The 23,901-nt window shown below is 38.1% G+C and carries 17 protein-coding genes; 7 read left to right on the top strand and 10 right to left on the bottom strand.

Annotated features, from left to right (window positions below):
• Window positions 1-12 precede the first annotated feature (12 nt).
• From WA249_RS13665 to WA249_RS13655, 3 genes are read left to right on the top strand one after another with little or no spacing between them, the layout of a single operon-like run.
• Window positions 13-1,314 (top strand): MFS transporter, encoded by a 1,302-nt coding sequence (locus WA249_RS13665; protein ID WP_336169549.1) that lies wholly within the window; start codon window positions 13-15, stop codon window positions 1,312-1,314.
• Between the two features lie 19 nt (window positions 1,315-1,333).
• On the top strand, window positions 1,334-2,179 hold the full coding sequence (locus tag WA249_RS13660) for a transketolase (RefSeq protein ID WP_336169547.1): 846 nt from the start codon (window positions 1,334-1,336) through the stop codon (window positions 2,177-2,179).
• Between the two features lie 10 nt (window positions 2,180-2,189).
• On the top strand, window positions 2,190-3,194 hold the full coding sequence (locus tag WA249_RS13655) for a transketolase family protein (protein ID WP_336169447.1): 1,005 nt from the start codon (window positions 2,190-2,192) through the stop codon (window positions 3,192-3,194).
• A 166-nt stretch (window positions 3,195-3,360) separates the two neighbouring features.
• Here WA249_RS13655 and WA249_RS13650 read toward each other — a convergent pair whose 3' ends face one another.
• The 4 genes from WA249_RS13650 to metH are packed head-to-tail and all read right to left on the bottom strand — an operon-like array spanning window position 3,361 to window position 10,136.
• Window positions 3,361-4,056: an MAE_28990/MAE_18760 family HEPN-like nuclease gene (locus WA249_RS13650; protein WP_336169445.1), complete on the bottom strand. Its 696-nt coding sequence runs from the start codon at window positions 4,054-4,056 to the stop codon at window positions 3,361-3,363.
• Entirely contained in the window at window positions 4,049-5,194 is a 1,146-nt protein-coding gene (locus WA249_RS13645; RefSeq protein ID WP_336169443.1) for a DUF262 domain-containing protein, read from the bottom strand. The genes WA249_RS13650 and WA249_RS13645 overlap by 8 nt, the downstream gene beginning before the upstream one ends.
• A 10-nt stretch (window positions 5,195-5,204) precedes the next feature.
• A complete protein-coding gene (locus WA249_RS13640; RefSeq protein WP_336169442.1) occupies window positions 5,205-6,446 on the bottom strand; it encodes a DNA methyltransferase in 1,242 nt (413 codons plus the stop codon).
• 3 nt (window positions 6,447-6,449) lie between these two features.
• Window positions 6,450-10,136: a methionine synthase gene (gene metH / locus WA249_RS13635; RefSeq protein WP_336169440.1), complete on the bottom strand. Its 3,687-nt coding sequence runs from the start codon at window positions 10,134-10,136 to the stop codon at window positions 6,450-6,452.
• Between the two features lie 464 nt (window positions 10,137-10,600).
• Between metH and WA249_RS13630 the strand changes: the two genes are divergently transcribed.
• Together WA249_RS13630 and WA249_RS13625 are read left to right on the top strand one after the other, a co-directional pair.
• Complete coding sequence (locus WA249_RS13630) at window positions 10,601-12,232, top strand: inorganic phosphate transporter (RefSeq protein ID WP_336169438.1); 1,632 nt, start codon at window positions 10,601-10,603, stop codon at window positions 12,230-12,232.
• Window positions 12,233-12,396: 164 nt separating this feature from the next.
• The gene (locus WA249_RS13625; RefSeq protein ID WP_336169436.1) at window positions 12,397-13,731 is read left to right on the top strand and encodes a D-serine ammonia-lyase; all 1,335 of its coding nucleotides are present in this window, start codon (window positions 12,397-12,399) and stop codon (window positions 13,729-13,731) included.
• A gap of 42 nt (window positions 13,732-13,773) precedes the next feature.
• Here WA249_RS13625 and WA249_RS13620 read toward each other — a convergent pair whose 3' ends face one another.
• The 5 genes from WA249_RS13620 to WA249_RS13600 all read right to left on the bottom strand — a co-directional run bounded on the left by WA249_RS13620 (window position 13,774) and on the right by WA249_RS13600 (window position 19,616).
• Window positions 13,774-15,321, bottom strand: coding sequence for a hypothetical protein (locus WA249_RS13620; RefSeq protein WP_336169434.1), 1,548 nt, complete (start codon window positions 15,319-15,321; stop codon window positions 13,774-13,776).
• 557 nt (window positions 15,322-15,878) lie between these two features.
• On the bottom strand, window positions 15,879-16,043 hold the full coding sequence (locus WA249_RS13615) for a hypothetical protein (RefSeq protein ID WP_005303324.1): 165 nt from the start codon (window positions 16,041-16,043) through the stop codon (window positions 15,879-15,881).
• Window positions 16,044-16,150: 107 nt separating this feature from the next.
• Window positions 16,151-17,155, bottom strand: coding sequence for an SUMF1/EgtB/PvdO family nonheme iron enzyme (locus tag WA249_RS13610; protein ID WP_336169432.1), 1,005 nt, complete (start codon window positions 17,153-17,155; stop codon window positions 16,151-16,153).
• Complete coding sequence (locus WA249_RS13605; protein ID WP_336169430.1) at window positions 17,152-18,828, bottom strand: arylsulfatase; 1,677 nt, start codon at window positions 18,826-18,828, stop codon at window positions 17,152-17,154. The genes WA249_RS13610 and WA249_RS13605 overlap by 4 nt, the downstream gene beginning before the upstream one ends.
• Before the next feature lie 170 nt (window positions 18,829-18,998).
• Complete coding sequence (locus tag WA249_RS13600; RefSeq protein ID WP_336169428.1) at window positions 18,999-19,616, bottom strand: rhomboid family intramembrane serine protease; 618 nt, start codon at window positions 19,614-19,616, stop codon at window positions 18,999-19,001.
• A 157-nt stretch (window positions 19,617-19,773) separates the two neighbouring features.
• Between WA249_RS13600 and nfuA the strand changes: the two genes are divergently transcribed.
• Window positions 19,774-20,412 (top strand): Fe-S biogenesis protein NfuA, encoded by a 639-nt coding sequence (gene nfuA / locus WA249_RS13595; RefSeq protein ID WP_336169427.1) that lies wholly within the window; start codon window positions 19,774-19,776, stop codon window positions 20,410-20,412.
• A gap of 169 nt (window positions 20,413-20,581) precedes the next feature.
• A complete protein-coding gene (locus WA249_RS13590; RefSeq protein WP_336169426.1) occupies window positions 20,582-22,846 on the top strand; it encodes a TonB-dependent siderophore receptor in 2,265 nt (754 codons plus the stop codon).
• Window positions 22,847-22,869: 23 nt separating this feature from the next.
• On the opposite strand, the gene WA249_RS13585 is transcribed toward WA249_RS13590, so the two are convergent.
• Window positions 22,870-23,877 carry a hypothetical protein gene (locus WA249_RS13585; protein WP_336169425.1) on the bottom strand — a complete coding sequence of 336 codons (1,008 nt, stop codon included), beginning with the start codon at window positions 23,875-23,877 and terminating at the stop codon, window positions 22,870-22,872.
• Between the last annotated feature and the right edge of the window lie 24 nt (window positions 23,878-23,901).

Raw genomic sequence — 23,901 nt, 5'->3', positions numbered from 1 at the left:
GGGATTCGCATGATGGATACAGTATTTTCATCTGAAGTAGATACGGTGGTTCGTAAATCAGCCTATCGAAAAATTGCATTTCGGCTCATGCCATTTTTAATGCTTTGTTATTTTTGTGCCTATTTAGATCGAGTGAATGTTGGTTTTGCCAAACTCCAGATGATGAGCGATTTACAGTTTAGTGAAGCTGTATATGGGTTAGGTGCAGGGATTTTCTTTATTGGTTATTTTCTTTGTGAAGTGCCAAGTAACATCGTACTTCACAAGGTAGGTGCAAGACGTTGGATTGCCCGTATCATGATTACATGGGGCATTTTGTCTGGCTGTTTTGCCTTTGTTGAAACTGAATGGCAATTTTATGCTTTACGTTTTCTGCTCGGTGTTGCTGAAGCTGGTTTGGCTCCAGGCTTATTGCTTTACCTCACTTATTGGTTCCCGTCTTACCGCCGTGCACGGATGACAGTTCTTTGGTTTATCGCGATTCCAATTTCGGGAATGATTGGTGGACCGCTTTCAGGCTTAATCATGGACCGAATGAGCGGTGTACATGGTTGGTTTGGGTGGCAGTGGATGTTCCTCATTGAAGCCATTCCTACTGTGTTTGTTGGCCTATTGGTACTTGCTGTTTTAAAAGATTCAGTGCAAGACGCCAACTGGTTAACTCAAGACGAAAAAAACTTGGTGAAGCAAGAGCTTGCTCAAGATAACCAGCACAAAGAAGGTCATGCTAGTGTTAAAGAGTTCATCGCTGATAAACGCTTATGGTTACTCGCAGGCATCTACTTTTGTGTAGTGATGGGCCAATACGCCATTACCTTTTGGTTGCCTACTCTCATTCGTAACTCAGGCATTAGTGATAATTGGCATATTGGGCTACTTACGAGTCTTCCTTATATGTGCGCGATTGTAGTTATGATTTTGGCAGGACGTAGCGGGGACCATTTTCAAGAGCGCCGCTGGCACTTAATTATCCCGATGTGTGCAGGCGCTTTAGCACTCACATTTGCAACTTTATTCGCTTCAAATCTAACGCTCTCTTTAATTTGCCTTTGCATCGCAGCCTCAGGTGTGCTGACGGCATCCTCTTTATTCTGGATGTTACCGACTAACTTTTTGGGTGGTGTTTCCGCAGCGGCAGGTATTGCGGCAGTGAATAGCTTTGCCAATCTTGCAGGATTTTGCTCACCTTATTTAATCGGTTGGGTCACTACTAACACAGGTTCAAATGCAATCGGCATGTTCTTAATCACAGCAGTATTAATTTTCGGTGCCAGTCTGGTTCTGCGTGTTCCGGCAAAACTGGTTAATCGTTAATAAGGAATAGTAAATGACAATGTTAAATATTGATAAAGCAGGCCAAATTGCCGAGTTGCAACAACGTGCCTACCACATTCGCCAACATGCTTTACGTATGGGGCAAGTACAAGGCCAAGGCTATGTTGGACAAGCTTTAGGTGCAGCAGATCTACTAGCAGTATCTTATTTCCATGCCATGAAATATCAGCCTGAAAACCCTGAATGGGAAGACCGTGACCGTTTTTATCTTTCTATTGGGCACTATGCAATTGCACTCTATGCAGCCTTAATTGAAGCAAAAATTATTCCGCTTGAAGAGCTTGAAACCTACGGTGCAGATGACAGTCGTCTACCAATGTCGGGTATGGCTTCATATACACCGGGCATGGAAATTACAGGTGGTTCATTGGGGCACGGTCTTGGAATAGCAGTAGGCGCATGTTTAGGACTGAAACAGAAAAAGTCGGATGCTTTTGTCTATAACTTACTGTCCGATGGTGAGTTAAATGAAGGTTCAACATGGGAAGCAGTGATGTCTGCTTCTCATTGGAAACTAGATAACCTAATTGCCATTATTGATGTGAATAATCAGCAGGCAGATGGGCACTCATACGAAATTTTAGCGTGTGAACCCATTGTAGACCGTTGGCAGTCATTTGGTTGGTACACCCAACGCGTAGATGGCAATGACATGGAAGCTTTACTTACGGCATTCGACCAAGCACGAAACCATGAGGGAACATGCCCACGTGTCATTATTTGTGACACCAAAATGGGTAAGGGCGTGTCGTTCTTGGAAAGCCGCGAAAAAACTCACTTCATTCGTGTTGATGAACATGAATGGGATGACGCTTTAAATATTTTGACCCACTACGGACAGTAAGGAATACACCATGAGCCAGTTAGCCAATCCACCTAAGAAAAAACTAACCACTTCGGCAATGATTGCTTCTATTGCTGCCGAGGGCCAACCGACCAAACCAGCTCCATTTGGACATGCACTAAATGCCTTGGCAAAAGAGCGTGACGATATCGTAGGTTTGTCAGCAGATTTATCAAAATATACTGATCTGCATATTTTTTCTAAAGAAAACCCAGACAAGTTTTTCCAAATGGGCATGGCAGAACAACTTTTGATGAGCGCAGCAGCAGGACTTGCTCGTGAAGGGTTTGTTCCCTTTGCAACAACTTATGCCGTATTTGCATCACGCCGTGCCTACGATTTTATTTGTATTGCGATTGCGGAAGATAATCTGAATGTCAAAATTGTGGCGGCACTTCCGGGCTTAACTACGGGCTACGGTCCAAGTCATCAGGCAACGGATGATATTGCCATTTTTCGTGCAATGCCGAATTTGATGGTCATTGATCCATGTGATGCCTTAGAAATCGAACAAGCGATTCCACAAATTGCTGCTCATAATGGCCCTGTATATATGCGTCTATTGCGTGGTCAGGTTCCATTAGTGCTCGATAAATACAATTACCAGTTTAAGTTGGGTAAGGCACAGGTGATTAAACCGGGTAAAGACTTACTCATCATTTCCACTGGATTACTGACCATGCGTGCGCTTGAGGCAGCCGAAGAGCTTGAAAAAGAGGGCATTGAGGTTTCGGTGCTGCATGTGCCTACTATTAAGCCGCTAGATGAACAGACTATTTTGGATGAAGTCGCTAAAGGTTGCCGACCTGTTTTAACTGCCGAAAATCATTCAGTCATTGGTGGGTTAGGGGAGGCTGTCGGCTCATTACTTCTAAGAAATGGACAACATCCTCGTTTTGACATGATTGGTTTGCCAGATGCATTTTTAGATGCAGGGGCATTACCCACTTTGCATGATCGATATGGTATTTCAACTGAAGCAGTTAAAGAGAAGGTTAAGTCACATTTGAAGTAAAAGTAATGTGTACTTGATATAAGTAGTATTGAAATAGATTCTTTGAAATCTCTCAATTTATAAAAGTTAAAGGGCTACTGAAAAATAATCCTATTAATAGGTTTCATTTTAATATTTATATATTAAAAATTTAGGCTAGATTTAATATCTAGCCTAAATTTTAGGCCTAAGCTGACATAGGTAGTAAGTATTTATTTAATGATAAATACCCTATAATTTGATTCTTTATTAATTTGAGCAGAGTTTGTATAGAGTTTTTGATTTCTAAATATTCTGGATAAGTCCATCCATTTTTCTTACTACCATGAGCAATATTATTTCTAAACTCTAATAATTTATTTAAATTGCTAAGATCACTTTCAGAAATACATGTATGATCAAATCCTAAACGGAAAAAAATTTTTTTGAGTACGGGAGGTTTTAGATTAGACTCTACATCAACTATTTTATCTACTTTTAGCTTTACTTTAGTCAACATAATATTCTGTATCACTTCAATGAATTCAGTTCTGCGACAAAGTTCTTTAAAATCAGGATCATATTCTTTATTGAATAAAGGGTGTTTTTTATCAGGATTTTTTAATGCTCCAAATGTAGAGTCCAAGGAACTAGCTACCAAATTTGGTATGGTTTTTGAACAATCTAGATCAAGCGAGTTTATTTGGTTAGCACATTTTGTGAGCATTAATTTTGCATGCCCTTCAAAATGAGAATATAAAAGTAAAATTAAGGGTTTTGTTTTAATCATTTGTAAAGACTCATCTTGAGTTTTATTTAGATCATTTTCGAAAAAACGTAATTCTGTTTCTCTCCAAGATAAGTCTTGTTCAAACTCTGATAAAGTTTCATCTAAATTAATCAAAATTAATCTCCAGTAATCTTGATGAAACAAAATCAATACGTTCATTTAATTTGTTTTTTGTATTTTTACCACCACCTGTAGTGATAGGCTTAAAATCTTTATTTAACTTAATGGATACTAATTTTTCGCTAATTTTAGCTAAATGATCGGGGTTCTCACAATCAACCACGTTAATAATCTTTTGTAAAGCTAAGCTGATACTTTCATATTGATAAATAGAAAAGTTTTCATGAATTGAATCGAAATTTTTTGAAGCTTGTCCAAATACTTTTGAACCCAATGTCTTATTTAATATTTTGAAGGTTTTAGCAAAAATAGCCTTTTCAATATTGTAATCAAATTCTATAAAATGTATGTCAGAATCAGGTAGTGATACACGCTCCATATATTCATCAAGAAAATCTGCAATATCATGAGTATAATATTCTCTGAAATTTTTAAATGCTAAAAATCTTAATATAAGTTCTTGTTTGTAAGCATTTATAGTTTTAGCATCAGATATATTGAATGTCGTATCTTGAAAATCCTGATTCTCAACTACTTCATTAAGAAAGTTAGGAAAACTTTCATTTAGAATTCGAATAGTACAATTTCTTAGTTCTTGATCTTCTAAACCTTCTCCACCAGTATTAAGACGCTTAAACATGTGATATCGAATTAATTTATTGCTTTCTTTGCGAATTACTTCCATTCTTATAAATGATCGCTTTAATCTAATTTGATAAGAGGTAGGTAATTCATCAAAAGTAAAACCATTTAATTCTTCGATAACATCACAATCAGATAATTTTAATTTGTCTTTATCTTCAATATTATTATGTGTTGCACCTACTAATTCTCCTCTTAAATGTAAATATGAGGAAATTCTTTGTAAACCATCGATTAGTTCATATTTACCATCTTCAAGCTCAATAACATAAATAGGCGGTACAGGCATTTCTAAAATAAGAGATTCAATAAAGCGTGATTGCTTACCGTTTGACCATCGAAATAATCGTTGAAAATCAGGTGAAATATTTAACTCATTACTTTGATACATATCAAGAATTTCATTAAAAGACACATCCAAATGTGTTGTATGTATCTTGGAAACTTTTTCTTCAATTATCGTTACTAGTTGACTTGGATTAATTTTCATATATGACCTTCTATTTTTTTAAGATAATTACACTTTCAAAATTTTGTTTTTTAGAAACATATTTTGAAGAATTTTTGTTAATATTGGATAAAGATCGAATTGGAAAATCCTCACGCTTAATAAGATTGAAGCCAATATTAATAGACATTTCACTTAAATGAGTTGCGATATCATTAAAAACCTCTTTATAGTAAGAGTTTTGTACAACTAATATAAAAGTTCCATTAAATTTTAATACTCTATATATTTCTTCCAAAGAATTAAACATATTGGAGAAGTATTGAATATGATTTTTATAATAATATGTATTGGATGCTCTAGATTCATGGTTTTTTATTAAATTAATGAAATTATTGCAACTATTACCCCATATAATATTAGGATCGGATATTTGTTTATCAACGGTTGTTGTTCCAATAATACTTCTTCTCAAGTCCTTAAATTCATAATTTAGACGATAGTTTAAAATTGCTAGCTCCGGCTTCATTGAAACTGCATAATCTATTCTTGTGCAGTAAGGAGGTGATGTTAATACAAAGTCGATAGATTGATTTGTTAGTGGGAGAGATGTGGATGAACCTATATAAAAATTTGTATTAACATTAGAAATTGAATTGCAGTTAGATTTTTGCTTTTTAATATATTTTTTAAGTAATTCACTATATTCCTTTAGAATATAGTGTTTATCAATATTTATTTTGTCTTCTTCAAATTTTGCAATTTTAATCCATGTTGGATTAGATGAAGAAAAATTTTCTTTAACTATTTTTTTTGTTAAAAGAAATAAAACTGTTAAATAAAAACACGTTTCTTCAGAATAGTAATTTTCTGGGTGTAGAAGTTTATCGTATGCTAAAGTTATCTCCCTTTGTAAATTTCTAAATATTTTACATGTATCTTCATGAAACCATTGTTTAAGCGGTTCCTCTTCATCAATACTTTTATTAAAATCAATTGTATGTAAAAAATTATCATTAATATTGGTTAGATTTTCACAAGTAACCAAAGATGCTCTACTTATAATAGTCATAACTGGATTAATATCTATTCCAAATGACTGCAAATTTAATGTATTTGCAATTATATTTGTGATTCCAGTTCCAGCCCAAGGGTCTAAAACAACAGAATTTTGTGAATCTATACTTTCTAGAATAGATTTAACAAAATATTTAGAAAAGCCAGCATAGTAAGGGTACAAACCTGCACCCTCAATTTGCTCATGTGAATTAAGTTTAGCTGTATTTAAATTCATAAATTATACAATCGAATCATCTAAATTTGGCCCTAACCAACGCTTCGCTTCATCAAGTGTCCACCCTTTACGTTTTGCATAATCTTCAAGTTGGTCTTGAGAGATTTTGCCCACGTTAAAATATTCACTTTGTGGATGAGAATAATAGAAACCACTTACCGAAGATGGCGGCATCATTGCAAAGTGTTCAGTCAGTTTGGTGCCGATTTTGTCTGTAGAACCTAACCAGTCAAACAACACTGCTTTTTCAGAGTGCTCTGGGCAAGCTGGGTAACCCGGTGCAGGGCGAATACCGACATATTTCTCTTTGATCAGTTCTTCATTGCTGAGCTGTTCATCAGCTTTATAACCCCAGAACTCTTTACGAATGCGTTCATGTAAGTGTTCGGCAAAAGCTTCAGCAAAACGGTCTGCCAACGACTGTACTAAAATTGCAGAGTAGTCATCACCTTTAGCTTTGTACTCATTTGCCAATTCTTCTGCACCAAAAATCGATACAGTGAATCCGCCCAAGTAGTCCTGTTGCTCACGGTCAGTACGAATGTAATCTGCTAAAGACAAGTTTGGTTTACCTGTGACTTTGTCAGATTGCTGACGTAAATGTTCAAATGTGTGCGTAACATTTTGACCAGCTTCATCAAATACGCTGACAGTGTCTGCATCAGTGCGCTGAGCAGGGAACATACCAAATACAGCACGTGCATCAAAAAGGTTGTTGTCGATAATATCTTTCAACATTGCTTGAGCTTGGTTGTACAAATCTGTTGCAGCTTCACCAACCACTTCATCTTCTAAAATTTTCGGGAACTTACCTGCCAAGCTCCAAGAGATGAAGAATGGTGTCCAGTCAAAATATTCTACAAGTGTTGCAAGTGGGTAATTGGTGAGGACTTTTGTTCCCAAAAGATTTGGTTTGGCAGGAACGTAACTCTCATCAATTTTAAAGCCGTTTTTAACAGACTCTGCATAAGTTAGCTTGGCAGCTTTAGGCTGTTTATTGGCTAAACGCTCACGAATTTTGACATATTCAGCACGGTGCTCTTCAATGAACTTTCCACGCATTTCTTTTGAAAGCAGGGTAGTTGCAACGCCTACAGCACGTGAAGCATCGGCAACATAAATCACCGCATCGTTATGGTACTGAGGATCAATTTTTACTGCTGTGTGTGCTTTCGATGTCGTAGCACCACCGATCAATAAAGGAATGTCAAAGCCTTTACGTTGCATTTCTTTAGCAACAAACACCATTTCATCTAAAGACGGAGTAATAAGACCTGACAACCCGATGATGTCACATTTTTCATCAATCGCAGTTTGCAAGATTTTCTCACAAGGGACCATCACACCAAGGTCAACAATGTCGTAACCATTACAGCCGAGTACAACACCCACAATATTTTTACCAATATCGTGTACGTCGCCTTTAACAGTTGCCATCAGGACTTTACCTTTAGATTGACTACCTGTTTTTTCAGCTTCAATGTACGGGTTGAGCCAAGCCACGGCTTGCTTCATGACACGTGCAGATTTCACAACCTGTGGTAAGAACATTTTGCCCGAACCGAACAGGTCACCGACCACGTTCATGCCATCCATCAAAGCGCCTTCAATCACATCTAATGGACGTTTAGCTTTCAGGCGAGCTTCTTCGGTATCTTCATCAATGTAGGTGGTAATACCTTTGACCAACGCATATTCAAGACGTTTTTCTACAGGTTCGTTACGCCATTCAAGGTTTTCTGCTTCGCGTTGAGCACCACTATGACCACGGAATTTTTCAGCGACTTCAAGTAGTTTTTCGGTCGCAAGTTGACCAGATTCACCTTGGTTCTGGTTTAAAACAACATCTTCAACTGCATCTTTGAGTTCTTTAGGAATATCGTCATAAATGGCCATTTGTCCGGCATTTACAATACCCATAGTCATGCCTTGTTTAATGGCATGGTACAAGAACACAGAGTGAATCGCTTCACGAACAGGCTCATTACCGCGGAATGAGAACGAAACGTTCGATACACCACCAGAAATCATGGCATGTGGTAAGTTTTGTTTAATCCAACCTGTGGCCTCAATAAAATCGACGCCATAGTTATTGTGTTCTTCAATACCTGTTGCTACCGCAAACACGTTCGGATCAAAAATAATATCTTCAGCAGGGAAGCCTACATCGTTAACCAAAACATCATAAGAACGTTTACAGATTTCACGCTTACGTGTAGCAGTGTCGGCCTGACCAGTTTCATCAAAGGCCATCACAATAATCGCAGCACCATATTGGCGACACAAGCGAGCTTTTTCGACAAACTCGTCATAACCTTCTTTTAACGAAATCGAGTTAACAACGGGTTTACCTTGTACGCATTTTAAGCCTGCTTCAATGATTTCCCATTTCGATGAGTCAATCATGATTGGCACACGTGAAATATCTGGCTCAGAGGCTACAAGATTTAAGAAATGTACCATCGCATTTTGCGAATCGAGCATCCCTTCATCCATGTTAATGTCGATAATCTGGGCACCAGCTTCTACTTGTTGCTGTGCAACTTCTAAAGCTTCGGCAAAGTTTTCTTCACGAATAAGACGTAAGAATTTTTTTGAACCCGTAACGTTAGTACGTTCACCCACGTTAACGAATAATGAGTCATCATAAATATTGAATGGTTCTAAACCACTTAAGCGGCAAGCTGGCTTAGTTTCAGGAATTTGACGAGGTGCAATGTCTTTTACAGCATTGGCAATCGCACGAATATGGTCTGGTGTCGTACCACAGCAACCGCCAGTAATATTAATCAAACCACTTTCTGCAAATTCTTTTAAGAAGGCAGCAGTTTGCTCAGGTGTTTCATCATATTCACCAAAAGCGTTTGGTAAGCCAGCATTTGGATGGGCAGAAATGAAAGTATCAGCAACATCAGACACAGTTTTAACGTGAGGACGCATGGCATCTGCACCAAGGGCACAGTTGAAACCAATTGAAAGTAAATCACCATGACGCACAGAGTTCCAGAACGCTTCAGCTGTTTGACCTGTTAAGGTACGACCTGAGGCATCGGTAATGGTCCCTGAAATCATGAGTGGTAATTCATAACCAAGTTGCTTAAAGACTTCTTTCACCGCAAAAATTGCAGCTTTACAGTTTAATGTATCAAAAACGGTTTCAATTAGAAGGATATCTGCACCGCCTTCGATCAGCGCATGAGTTGCCTCAATATAGTTTTCTTTTAGCGCATCAAAGGTAATGTTACGAAAAGCAGGGTCATTTACATTAGGTGAAATTGAACAAGTACGCGATGTTGGACCGAGTACACCCCCTACAAAACGTGGTTTATCTGGAGTTGAATATTTTTCACAAGCTGCTTTGGCTAAACGCGCTGCTTCACGGTTAATCTCGGGAACAAGGTCTTCCATGTGGTAATCAGACATTGAAACACGCGTACCGTTAAAGCTGTTGGTTTCGATAATGTCTGCACCAGCATCAAGGTAAGCCTCATGAATGCCTTGAATGATTTCTGGCTGTGTCAAAACTAAAAGGTCATTGTTACCTTTTAAGTCATGTGCCCAATCAGCAAAACGCTCACCACGGTAGTCGGCTTCTTCCAATTTATGGCGCTGGATCATCGTTCCCATTGCACCATCAATAATCAGAATGCGTTTAGCAAGAAGCGCTTTTAGGGTGGCAAGCGTAGACATAGAAAACCCCGATCTTTTATATGAATTTAAAAATGCGGCGCTATTGTAACAGAATAGCAGCACAATTGATGATCTATGACGACCCACCATTCACCGTAAATTAGTCGTAAAAAAAAGTGTTTTCGAACAAATAGAGACTGTTTTTTCATCAAATATTCATAAAATGATCATGATATTGAAATATTTCATCTCCAATATTCCGTTTTATGACAATTATGCTGTTTAAAAAATAAGCATTCGGGTAATTTTATATATATTTTTGCTTTAAAAATAGTCATAAATAAGGAAGATATAAATTGATTTAAATTATTGTATTTTAATAAAAAAATAAATTGGATTGAGGAAAGGTGCATCAACTGAGGTCAAAATATGAAAAATTGACTTCATCAGGCGCCGCTTTGTCATATAATTGTCATAATTTAATTTAAGAATACAGAGGATTTTTTTATCCTCTTACCGTCTGCATGAATTCTAATCTACCCCCTGTTTCGGATTCAAAACTTGCGGCAAACCTGCAAGTCAAATCGACGAATGTACATGTCCCGACACCTAAGTTTTTTATGCCGGTGTTTCTGACGATTATTGTTGCAACACTTATTTATATTGGATTTCAGGTGAGTGCTGATTTAGCACATGTACCACCTTTGAGTCTTTATTCGGTTATCCTTTTATCTACTGCACTCTTGATTGCTTTAGGCTTTGAGTTTGTAAATGGCTTCCACGATACTGCAAATGCAGTAGCAACAGTGATTTACACCAATGCTTTACCTGCACCAGTTGCAGTCATGTGGGCAGGTTTTTGTAATTTTCTTGGGGTAATGGTTGCAAGCGGCGCAGTCGCTTACGGCATTATTGCATTGTTGCCTGTTGAACTGATTATGAACATGGGTAGCGGTGCAGGTTTCGCAATGGTTTTTGCGCTTCTAATTGCTGCGATTCTCTGGAACTTAGGTACTTGGTTCTTGGGTATTCCTGCTTCTAGTTCTCATACTTTGATTGGTTCAATCTTGGGTGTGGGCATTATGAACCATCTGTTGAGTGCATCGACTGGCGTAACGACCAGCGGTGTTGATATGGATCAGGTGATTAAAGTCGGTAAGGCCTTATTATTTTCGCCTTTAATTGGTTTTGCTTTTGCAGCAATTGTATTCTTGTTGGTTAAAACTGTTTTTAAACGCCAATTAGAATTATTTCAGCCGCCAGAAGGTAATAAACCACCACCAGCAATCATTCGTGCAATTTTAATCTTTACCTGTACAGGTGTAAGTTTTGCACATGGTTCTAATGACGGTCAAAAAGGTATGGGTCTCATCATGCTGATTTTGGTTGGTCTGGTGCCGTTGGCTTATTCATTAAATAAAAACCTTGATACACAACAAGTTCAATCATTCCATCAGCTTTCTTCTCAAACTGCCGTATTTTTGAATCAAAATCAGCCAGAATTAACTGATGAAAAAGCACGTCTTATTCTGACTAAATACATTCAAACTAAACAGAAAACTCCAGAAGTAGTGCCTGCATTGGCAAGCATGACTGACCACTTGGGTGAGCGTGTTTCTAGCTATAGCAACTTAAAAGATATTCCAGAAGCTGCAATTAGCGAAATTCGTAATGACATGTATTTAAGCACCACTTCGTTTAAGCGTTTGGATAAAGCGAATGCATTACCAAAAATGGATCAGTCACAAGAAAAACTTGTGAAAGAATACCGTAGTAGCTTAGATTCATTCTTACAATACATTCCAACTTGGGTGAAAGTAGCAGTTGCTTTGGCACTTGGCTTAGGCACCATGGTGGGTTGGAAACGTATTGTTGTGACTGTAGGTGAGCGTATTGGTAAGCATCATATGACTTATGGTCAGGGGATGTCTGCTGAGCTTGTAGCAATGAGTACAATTGCAGCTGCTGACGGTTTAGGTATGCCTGTTTCAACAACACACGTTTTAAACAGTGCTGTTGCAGGTACTATGGTCGCGAATAGATCAGGCTTAAACTTCAATACAGTTAAAACAATTTTATCTGCATGGGTATTTACACTTCCTGCAACAATCTGTTTATCAGGCGGTTTGTACTGGTTATTCTTGCAGTTTGTATAAAAGCATTTAAAACATTAAAGCCACTGTAAACAGTGGCTTTTTTATTTGTTTCTTTTTAAAGTTCAGTCTATTTTCATGTACATTCAATTATAAATTAACAAGTCGTTATAAGGCGTCAAACAGCTTTAAAAGCTGAGCTTAAACTTTTTATATCAGGATAGATTATGGATGCGGTTCAAATAGATCAGCTAAAACAACAATTTCCACTTATTGAGACACTGCAAGCCTATCAAGAGACATTTTGGTTTACACCTCATCGCTATCCTTTAACACAAGCTTTAGAAAAAGTTGGACTCACAGTAGACGATGTAAGTGACGCGGAAGCAAGGCTAGCGCGTTTCGCACCTTATTTGGCAAAGGTATTTCCTGAAACTCAAGCACAACATGGAAAAATTGAATCAGATATCGTTGAAATTCCGAAAATGCAGCAAGCACTTTCTTCAACAGAACAAGTGCAACTGAGTGGAGCATTCTGGCTAAAAAAAGATAGTCATTTACCTATTTCAGGTTCAATTAAAGCGCGTGGTGGTATTTATGAAGTCTTAGCTCACGCTGAAAAATTGGCAATTGAGGCAGGGCTTCTCAAGTTGGAAGACGATTACAGTAAGTTAGATCAAGATTCATTTCGCACGTTTTTTTCTAAGTACCAAATTGCAGTGGGTTCGACAGGTAACCTAGGGCTTTCGATTGGCATTATGAGCGCTAAACTGGGTTTTAGAGTCACAGTTCATATGTCTGCCGATGCCAGACAATGGAAGAAGGACAAACTGCGTTCATTGGGCGTCAATGTTGTGGAATATGCCAGTGACTATGGCGTAGCGGTTGAAGAGGGAAGAAAAGCCGCAGAGCAAGATCCACACTGCTTTTTTATTGATGATGAAAACTCAAAAACATTATTTTTAGGCTATGCCGTTGCAGGAATACGCTTAAAACAGCAATTTGAGCAAAAACAAATTACAGTCGATGCAGAACATCCATTATTTGTTTATTTGCCGTGTGGCGTGGGTGGTGGCCCTGGTGGGGTGAGTTTTGGGTTGAAATTGGCTTTTGGTGAGCATGTACATTGTATTTTTGCTGAACCCACACATTCGCCTTGCATGTTACTTGGTGTCCACACAGGCTTGCATGATCAGATTTCAGTAAATGACATTGGCATTGATAACGTTACAGCCGCAGATGGGCTTGCAGTAGGTCGTGCTTCAGGTTTTGTGGGGCGTGCTATGCAACAGCTAATTGATGGCTATTACACTATTCATGATGAACGTTTGTATGAACTAATAGCACTTTTAAATCAAACTGAAAATATTCAGCTTGAGCCTTCTGCGGTGGCAGGAATGATGGGACCATATTATGTTCAGACGAGTTCTGATTATTTGGCATTACATCAACTATCAGCCGAGAAATTAAAACAGGCAACCCATGTGGTATGGGCGACAGGAGGTGGTATGGTGCCGTCTGACGAAATGCAAAAATATCTATCACACTTTCAAAATAAATAAACACAGAAAAAAGCCCAATTCTAGAATTGGGCTTCAATCAAATTACTTTTTAGATGATTTTCCAAAAGGTAGTTTTTCAGTTGCAAAGCCATAGATTGCAGCAAAAGGCAGGGCTGTACGAGCCAAATAAGCAACACGCCACAATCCGCCGTGGTTGGCACCTTCCATCATCAACTCTAGAGGGTGATCGAGTATGGTTTCAGGGTTCGCGACAGAAGATCCATTTCTTAAGTCATGAATCCAAAGTGCTGCCATAATCGCATTGGTGGTTTCTGGACTAAATGCTTCTACATCAAAAATTTCCGCGCCATTAAAAGCAGCTTTAAGGAGTGGGTTTTTAGTGACCGAATGAGTTGTGGTAGACGGAGCAATATTAATGCTTACATGTTGGCCTTGATGACGGGCAAGAGTTGCACGCCATTGCTGAATACGTTTTGCCAATGCGTAGTTTGGCCCTTGTTCAACGACCAGACAGTCTGCAATACCATAACTTTTACCATTTTCGCTGGTAATTAAATCTTGATACGGCGCTTGGAAGAAACGTTTGAGCGAGAGAGCAGAAACCCCTTTTGCCGCCATTTTTTGTAGCTGTGAACGAGATTTAAATTTCTCTTGAGCAGCCTCTGCAACCTCTTTGGGTACTGCGTAGACGTCGGTTGGAGTACACATAAACATTAAGCTTGTCTCAGGTTTATGTTCACTCACATATTGCATAATACTGTCCATCGCCATTGAGACACGGACATGTTTTTCCCCATCTAAATAAGCAATAGCTGCTAAATCTAACTTTTGTGGAAATTGAACTAACCACTGCGCAATTTCTGGTAATTGAGTTAATAAATTAGCACCTAATTTATCTCTTAATTCGGAGGCTTTTGCTGATGGGTCAACTGATTCAATCGTAGGTGCAATAAGCGTCGCATTTCCTTGCTGAATTGTATGTAAAATTTTGCCCCAAACTCGTGGGTTCGGCAAATCTACGGCAACAATATTCGCTTTCCACTTTGCTAACCAAGGTAAGGGGCCAGCTTCTGATGCTGCACCAAACAGGACCATGGTGCGGTCAGATAAATCAAACCATTCAGGATGAGTAGCAGCCTCACGTAAAGCCTTTGCATGGCTTGGTTCAATAATGCCTGTATTTTCCCATTTTTGAATTTGGTCAAGTAAGCTTTGTCCGTTCAGTTTTTGTCCTTTATATGGAACATACCATTCTGGTACAGCTTCACTTTCGCCTTTAAACCTTACTGTATTTAAAGGTGTCGAAGAGGTGATGTGAAGCGCATCTTTTAAAAGATAGTGCTTACCATCGCGAAAATAGTCAAAAAGATGATGAGCCTTATGCAATCCCTGTTTTGCAATGGTAATTGGATTGTTGTTATTAGAAAGTCCATGTTGAACAAGTGATTTAAAGTAAGTTGGATAATTTTTACGCCAGTTTTTTTCAGTCAAAATCTGTTGAGCAGTTTTATTATCTACAATAGATAAAGCTTCAGACAAAATCTCTTGGCCTGTGCGAGAGGTACTTTGTTTTTTTGTTGAAGCGTGTACTGGGAATTGTAGACCTTCGTCTGGACTCTGGCTGGACATAACATATCTCACTTGTACGGTAGTATTAATATACAGGTGTATACATTATCTATGCCAATTAAAAGAAACGAGTGGCAATAACTGACAAAATGAAAATTAAATTATTTTTGTGACAGAGATTGTTTGAGTGGATATTTATGATAATTTGATCTCATTTTCACCCCATTTTTTTTCACATTTTTAGAACATTTTTATAGACTTACGTTACATAAATGATTATTTTGTATGAAGCAAATACATCAGTTTTAAGCTGAAGATAAAATGTTCAAAATGTATCAATAAAAAAGATACGATGATGAGTAAAAACTAGACTTTTTTATTAAAAGATAAGAAAAGTCGGATGGAATAAGAAAGAATTGGGGTGAAACTAGATGGAAGACAACATAAGATTGTCTTTTAAAAATTTTGGGGATATGGTGATTTTTTTGCACCATAATTTTCTAGTTTCATCCCATCTATTTTTGGGTTGGAATCCACCATTTTCGAACTCACTTTATCATTCAATTAAACTCTATTTCTTTAACGTAACTTCAAAATTACTTTAAAAGAAACTATCTCTAACAACGGCCTTTCTTGGCTTGGCCTGGTGGACAAAAGTCTCCGGGATGATTGTGATAAGGTGAATCTGGATCAATCACAATACTACCTTCCCGTGTATGAACTGCACAGGCTGATAATGACATTGTGAAAATTGCTGCTATACAGAGAAATAATGCTTTCATCATGTTCTCACTTTTTTATCATTCTCCTTTGTACTATAGAAATATATTGACTATTTTTCGATCTACTTTTCGTTAAAAATATATTTACTAATTCCAATTAAAAGAAACTAATCAGATCTTAAAATTGTTCGAAAGCCAACATGGGTTGCTGCTAAATCAAAGTCTTGCGGATAACGACTACTGTTTCGATAACGTGAACAATAATTTTGAGCACACAGAAAAGATCCGCCTTTAATTACATATTGTGTACTCGCAATTTGTTGTTGTCTTAAATCAGAATAATTTCCCATATGTTGGTCATGAGCCCCTTGATAAGGAGAGGATGTCCACTCCCATACATTTCCAATCGTATCAAATAGTTTGAAATCGTTTGGCATAAAACATCCAACGGGTGCTACATCTTTAAAGTGATCTTGATTTAGGTTTTGAAAAGGGAAGTCGCCTTGCCAATAATTTGCTTGTGGATGTTGGTGTTCATCGGTAGGAGCTTGATGTAAGGGCGTATCAGTTTTTGAATTGGCCTTAGCTGCATATTCCCATTCTAGTTCCGTTGGTAAGTCATGTCCGAGCCAGACTGCATAATGTTCAGCATCGTTTTTACTTACATATCGCACAGGCTCATTTGGATTAGCTACAGCACCATTACTGCCATTTGGCGTTTTCCATGTATAACCTGATTTTAGCTGCCACCATTGCTGTGGATGATGAGGGTCTGGTGAGAAAACAGCAGCCTGCTTTTGTTTTTCGGCATCGGTAATATAGCCTGTTGCTTTCACGAAACTTGCAAATTGAGCAACGGTAACTTCAGTCTGATCAATCCAGAATCCTTTGACTTCTCGTTGTTTCTTTCCAAAATTCAGTTCATCGGGATAGGCTTTCTCAGAACCAAAATTAAAATGCCCATCGGCAATTAAAACCATTCCAGCTGTAGGCTGTTTGAGCCAACCTTGGGGTAGTCCAGAGTAGTTTTTACACTTTTCAATAGAACCTAGGTCAGCTAAAGATGTTGGCTGTTGAGGCGAGGGTGCTGATTCAGAAACTTGTGAAGATTGGCTACAGCCCGTCATAAAAGACAGGCTGATTGTGGTAACTAAAAATAGTTTTAATCTCATTTGGCGTTATATTCCTGAACACCATTTTTCTCAGTATATTTTTGATAGACTGATAACAGCTCTTGTACTTTTGCTGGGTAAAGCTGAGCAACATTGTGATTTTCTCCACGATCAGTGGCAATGTTATACAACTCCCAAGTTCCTGTACCTAATTCAGGACGTCCTTGAACTGCAATTTTCCATTCTCCTTGTTTGGCATATTTACTGCCATGTAATTCATCGGCAAAACTAAAATTTGTAGGGCGAATGGTAGTGGTTTTATTTTCAAGTAAAGGTTTCCATGAAATACCTGATGGCGTATTAATGGTACGGCCATTGTATTGGCCTTGAGGTAATGGAATATGAGCGTATTCTAGTAAAGTTGGGAAAACATCGAGTACTGATGCAAAACTGTGGTTGGTTTCTTCTGCTTTTTTCTGGTTCGGTAATTTCACAATAGCAGGCGCTGTGGTTGCACCTTCGCCAGCGGTATCTTTCCATAAATGAAAAGGTGCCGCGCTGACCTCGGCCCAACGTGGTCCAATATAGTGATACGAAGTCGGTGTACCCACATTTGCTACAGAGTTATCAAAACCAGATTCACTGCCATATCCACCACGAATAAAACCTTCGGCACCATTGTCTGAAACAAAGAAAATTAAGGTATTGTCATAAAGATTATTTTGTTTGAGGTATTGAATAATTCGGCCCACATTGGCATCGAGATTTTCTACCATACCTGCATAGATTTCCATTTTACGGGCTTCTAGTGCTTTTTGTTCGGCTGTTAATTCATTCCATTTTCCATATTTTTGTGGAGCATTTTGAGTTGCAATCGGTTCGGCTGCTTCAAAGTTTGCCGGGATAATACCAAGCTGTTTTTGGCGTGCGATACGCGCATTACGAATTGCATCGTAACCAACATCGTAAACTCCACGGTATTTTTCACGGTATTCAGCAGGTGCCTGAATTGGCCAGTGAGGCGCCGTATAGGCAGCATAAGCAAAGAACGGTTTGCCACTATTTTTGCCTGAGTCTAAGTAGCTCAGTAATTTATCGGTAAAATAATTTGTCGAGAAAAAGTCATCAGGCAAAGCTGAAACAGGAATAACTTGACCATCTTCTGTATAAGTTGAATTTCGCTTGAAGGCACTTGGGGCTTGCTTAAAGTGATGATCTAGACCTTGTAATAAGGTAAACGAATGATCAAAACCTTTTGCGTGTGCATTTGTTTCAGGAGTTAGCCCTAAATGCCATTTACCGCTGATGTACGTGCGGTAACCATTATCTTTAAGTACTTGAGCGATGGATAGAGAACGGTCATTTAAATATCCCTCGTAGCCTGGTTGTCCTTTCAAATGTTCTGGTGTGAGTTCAGCCATTGCCCCAATGCCCGCTAAATGGTGATCAGTACCAGAAATGAGTTGAGAGCGTGTTGGAGAACAGGTCGGGGCAGTATGATAATCCGTTAAAAGGCGACCTTCTTGAGCCAAACTATCAATATGAGGGGTGTGAATTTCACCACCAAAAGCCCCTAAGTCTGAATAGCCTAAGTCATCAGCCATAATAAATAAAATATTCGGTTGCTTAGGCGTGCTTACGACATTTTCTTGATTATCGTTGTCATTACATGCAGCCAAAGATAAGCTAAATAAAGCAATGGAAAGGCTAGATAAAATTGCTTTGTACTTCATTGTATCATCTGAATTATTAAAAGAATTGGCAAGAGTTTAATCAGATGGTTTTTGCAATCAAAACAAAGAAATGATCAAAGATAATCAGAAAAAAGACTGAGAATTTATAGTAATAAACAAATGAGAAAAAAAGAAAAGCCCACAAGGGGCCATTCTTTAATTTATTTTGTTTAGAAAGGAAGGCGAGTAAGTTGGTCTAAGAAATGCGGAATAACTTTTGGTTCAAGTAAAATTGTTACGATGACACCATAAGCTGCACCCCACAAATGCGCACTATGGTTGATATGACTATTGCCGCGTTTACCAGCCCAAATGCTGTACGCTATATATAAAATTGCAAAAATAATAGCGGGTACAGGAATGAAAAATACGAAAATCAGCTTCCATGGCTGAAATAGAATATAAGCAAATAAAACAGCCGAAACAGCACCCGAAGCACCTAGACTGGCCCAATTCGCATCATTTTTATGTTGTAGGTAGCTTGGTAAAATTGCGAAAATTAAACCACCTAAATAGAACAACACAAAACCCATGTCATAAAAATATTGGCGATAAAAACTTTCAATAATACTGCCAAAGAAGAATAGGGTAATCATATTGAAAAGTAGATGTGTTCCATCGGCATGGATAAAGCCATGGGTAATGAAGCGATCAATTTGTCCACGTTGCATTGCAGGTGGCCAAAAAATCAGCCGGTTCATCACGTTTTGGTTGCTAAAAGCAATTAAAGAGATAATGACCGTAATAATAATAAGAGTAACTGTATGGTTAAATGGCAAATGCAACATAAGAAATATTTAAAAAATGATCAATACTGGTTCAATAATGCCATTAAAAACTTAAGTTGAAACCCTGTTGTGTATAAATCCGACAAATTTAGTTGATTTTTTTTAAATCCACCTCATCTTCGGTTAATATAAAGGCATCAGCTTGAGGAATATTGTTATGTCGACTGAGAACACCAACACTGCTGTTGCAGAAGAAATTCCAAACCTTTTGATTACACCATCTGCACAAGAGTATTTGCACGATTTATTAACGAAGCAAAATACTCCGGGAATTGGCGTTCGAGTTTTTGTTGAACATCCGGGTACGCCACGTGCAGAATGTTGCATGGCATATAGTGCGCCAGAAGAAGTGATCCCAACGGATTATAAACAGGACTATCCTGATTTTCCTGCCTATATTGATGCACCATCTATTCCTTATCTTTTAGATGCTGTAATTGATTACAACAAAGACCGTTTTGGTGGTCAGCTTACTTTCCGTGCACCAAATTCTAAGGTTCCACGTGTTGGTCCAGATGCATCAATTGAAGAACGTATTACTTACATTCTTCAAGCAGAAATTAACCCAGGTCTTGCAGGGCATGGCGGAAATTGTAGCTTGGTAGAAGTACAAGATGATGCAGAACATGGTTTAACCGCTGTATTGAAATTTGGTGGTGGTTGCCAAGGCTGTTCTGCAATTGACGTGACCTTGAAACAGGGCGTTGAAACTACATTAAGAGAGCAAATTCCTGAGCTTCAACGTGTGGTTGACCAAACTGACCATACGCAAGCTGAAGGTGCTTATTTCAAATAATCAAATTATTTGAAAAGTGACATAAAAAAGCCTCGCAATGAGGTTTTTTTATTATTCAATATAAATAATGATAATTATTATCAATATCATTTGTAATTTTATTTAGATTTGTTACAATGCCGAACTTAAAATGAGAGATGTTTAATAAATCAATATATTGGGAATACTTATGTCGAAGCGTATTATCCAGTCAGTGCTTTCTGTTTCAGTACTGGCAAGTATGATGTCTATGGCTTATGCTGCACAAAATGAGCAAGAACAAGCTGAACAAGCATTAGAAAAGCCTGCTGAACCTGTGAAATTGGAAACAATTTTCGTAACAGCTGAAGAGCAAGTGAAGCAATCGCTCGGTGTATCGGTTATTACCAAAGAAGATTTAGAAAAACTACCAGTTCGTAATGATATTTCTGACTATGTACGTCGTATGCCGGGTGTTAATTTAACAGGCAATAGCGCAACGGGGCAGCGTGGTAATAATAGACAAATTGATATTCGTGGAATGGGTCCAGAAAATACGCTTATTTTAGTGGATGGAAAACCAATTAACTCTCGTAATTCAGTTCGTTATGGCTGGAAAGGAGAGCGTGATACACGAGGTGATTCAAACTGGGTACCAGCCGAAGCAATCGAATCAATTGAAGTTTTACGTGGACCAGCCGCAGCTCGTTATGGTTCGGGTGCAGCAGGTGGTGTAGTCAACATCATTACTAAAAAAGTGACGAATGAAACCCATGGCTCAGTAGAGTTTTATACTTCACAACCTGAAGACTCAAAAGAAGGTTCATCAAATCGTGTTGGTTTTAACGTAAGTGGACCACTGATTAAAGATGTTTTGTCATATCGTTTATATGGTAATTACAATAAAACAGAAGCTGACGATGTCGATATTAATAAATCAATAGGCAGTAACGCAGCTGGCCGTGAAGGCGTTAAAAATAAAGATATTTCAGGACGTTTAGCTTGGCAAGCAACAGACCAACAAACTGTCTTGCTCGATGTCTCTTCTAGCAAACAAGGTAATATTTATTCTGGTGATTCTCAGTTAAATGCAAATGCTGAAGCCGATGCGATTCTTTCGGAACTTATTGGTAAAGAAACCAATACCATGTATCGCGATAGCTATGCGCTAACGCATGAAGGGGATTGGTCTTGGGGTAAGAGTAAGTTAGTTGCTCAATATGATAAAACTCACAACAAACGTCTTCCTGAAGGTCTGGGTGGTAGCACAGAAGGAAAAATTAATAATCTGGATAACAAAGTCACTTCACGCTTAGAGACTCTTCGTTTAAATGGTGAAGCCAATATTCCTTTTGAATATTATGTACCACACGTATTAACACTCGGTACTGAATGGGTTGAGGACAGATTTAAAGACAATGTTTCAACAAATCAGGGTACAGACAGCAGCGGTTCAGGTTATGGCGATCAATTAGCTAAAAGCAATCGCAGTAAAATGGAATCACGTATTGCTTCTGCGTATATCGAAGATAACTTAAAACTTACCGACAGCACCGATGCCGTATTAGGTTTGCGTTTCGATGATCACAGCAAATCTGGTTCTAACTGGAGCCCAAGCTTAAACGTTACTCAACGACTCAATGATTATTTCACTTTAAAAGGTGGGGTAGCAAAAGCTTATAAAGCTCCAAACATGTATCAAAATGCCGAAGGATACTTACTCAGTACGAACGGCAATGGTTGCCCAGCCAATATTGAGTCACGTTGCTTGTTGCAAGGTAATGGTGATTTAAAACCAGAAACTTCGGTAAACAAAGAGCTTGGTATCCAGTTCCAAAAAGACATCGTGAATGCGAGCTTAACGTGGTTCCGTAACGACTATAAAGATAAGATTGTGGCTGGTACAAATGTTGTTGGAACAGTTGATGGTTCAAGCACCAATGCAAATACAGGAGCTGTAACTAATACCAAGTGGAATATCTTACGCTGGGAAAATACGCCTAAAGCATTAATTCAAGGTTTTGAAGGAAGTCTGGGGTTAGACTTTGGCGACATTCGTTGGACCAATAACTTTACTTACATGATGGACTCTAAAGATAAGCAAACGGGTAACCCATTATCTTTAGTTCCAAACTATACGATTAACTCAATTTTTGATTATGACATTACAGATCAGTTAGATGTAAATTTTGTCTTCACTCAATATGGCCGTCAAAAATCTCGCCAGTTTGCTGAAAATAGACTCGAATTGGGCATTGGTTCAGGTGGAACAAATTCTGCGATTAAGCCAAGTACTGTAAAAAGCTATAGTACTGCTGGAATTAATGTTGGTTATAAATTTTCAGACAATATTAGTACGCGTGTTGGCGTAAGTAACTTGTTTGATAAACAAATTTTAAGAGACAGTAATTCGATCAGCCAAACCTACAATGAGCCAGGTCGAGCTTATTACGCTTCTTTAAAATATTCTTTCTAATCAAGATAAATAACAAAGGCGCTTTAAGCGCCTTTGTTATTTAAAATATCTAATGCTTTTTCAGAATAATAAAATTTTTCTAGGTAAACACGAGCACGACGTCTTAAATGTCCCGTTGTAACTAATTGCTGTAATACAGGCACAAGCAACTGAGTCAGTTCATGTTGTACTAGGCTTTCATTAATATTGAGATCACGCAGTAATAAGTCAAAATTACGTTCCTGATTACGCACATACCAAGTGTAAATACCATCATGGACTTGTTGTTTCAGGTAATCAGTTTGGCGAATGTGATCCCAAATCTCGTGTCCTAAACCTACAGTTTTTGATAAATCTTGAACTTCTACATAATTTTTCAAAACAGAAAGTGGCATAGATTTAACTTTATGCCAAACATTTGCCTGAAAATGATAGAGCTTATCATTGTCAAAATGTTGGTTTAAAACGCGCTCACTCATTTGACTCAGTTTTAAAATATTCTTTTGCAAATAATGATTAATCGTGTCGTCTAGATTTGAATCAGTCACTGTTTCTAGAACAGATTTCCCCATTTTCATAAAACGACCTACACCCGGCACACGTTTTGACATAGATTCATCTAAGTAATCATGCATCGTTTGTTGAATCAGTTGAGTCAAAAGCGCTGAAAATGCAGGATTATTAACAATCGTTTTAATAATTTTTTTACGATGCTGTTCTTTACTTGCAACATATTGCGCAATTCCGTCAATTGTTAAAACAGGAATAACATCTTCAATTGTTGTATTTTCATTGGCTGGATGAATTAGTGCAAAGCGAATATGTTCTGCAATTTGTTCAAGCAAAAAATCAGAAGCAGGAGTTTCTAAAATCTGTTTTTGAATGAGGTGCTGAATTTGTTCAAAGGTCCAGAGGTGTTGTAGTTGCCGACTACCCAACCAATGATAAAATTGCTCAAATTCTTGTTGAATGATTTGGGGCTGAGCAAATTCCTCATCTAAAAAATCAAGATGAGCTTCAATGAGTTTTTCTATAAGCGGTTGGGTAGACATAAGGTCTCACAAGTCCGAAGTTTT

The organism is Acinetobacter sp. 161(2023) (assembly GCF_037027805.1).
GTDB lineage: Bacteria > Pseudomonadota > Gammaproteobacteria > Pseudomonadales > Moraxellaceae > Acinetobacter.
This window is presented reverse-complemented; position numbering and strand designations above follow the sequence as displayed.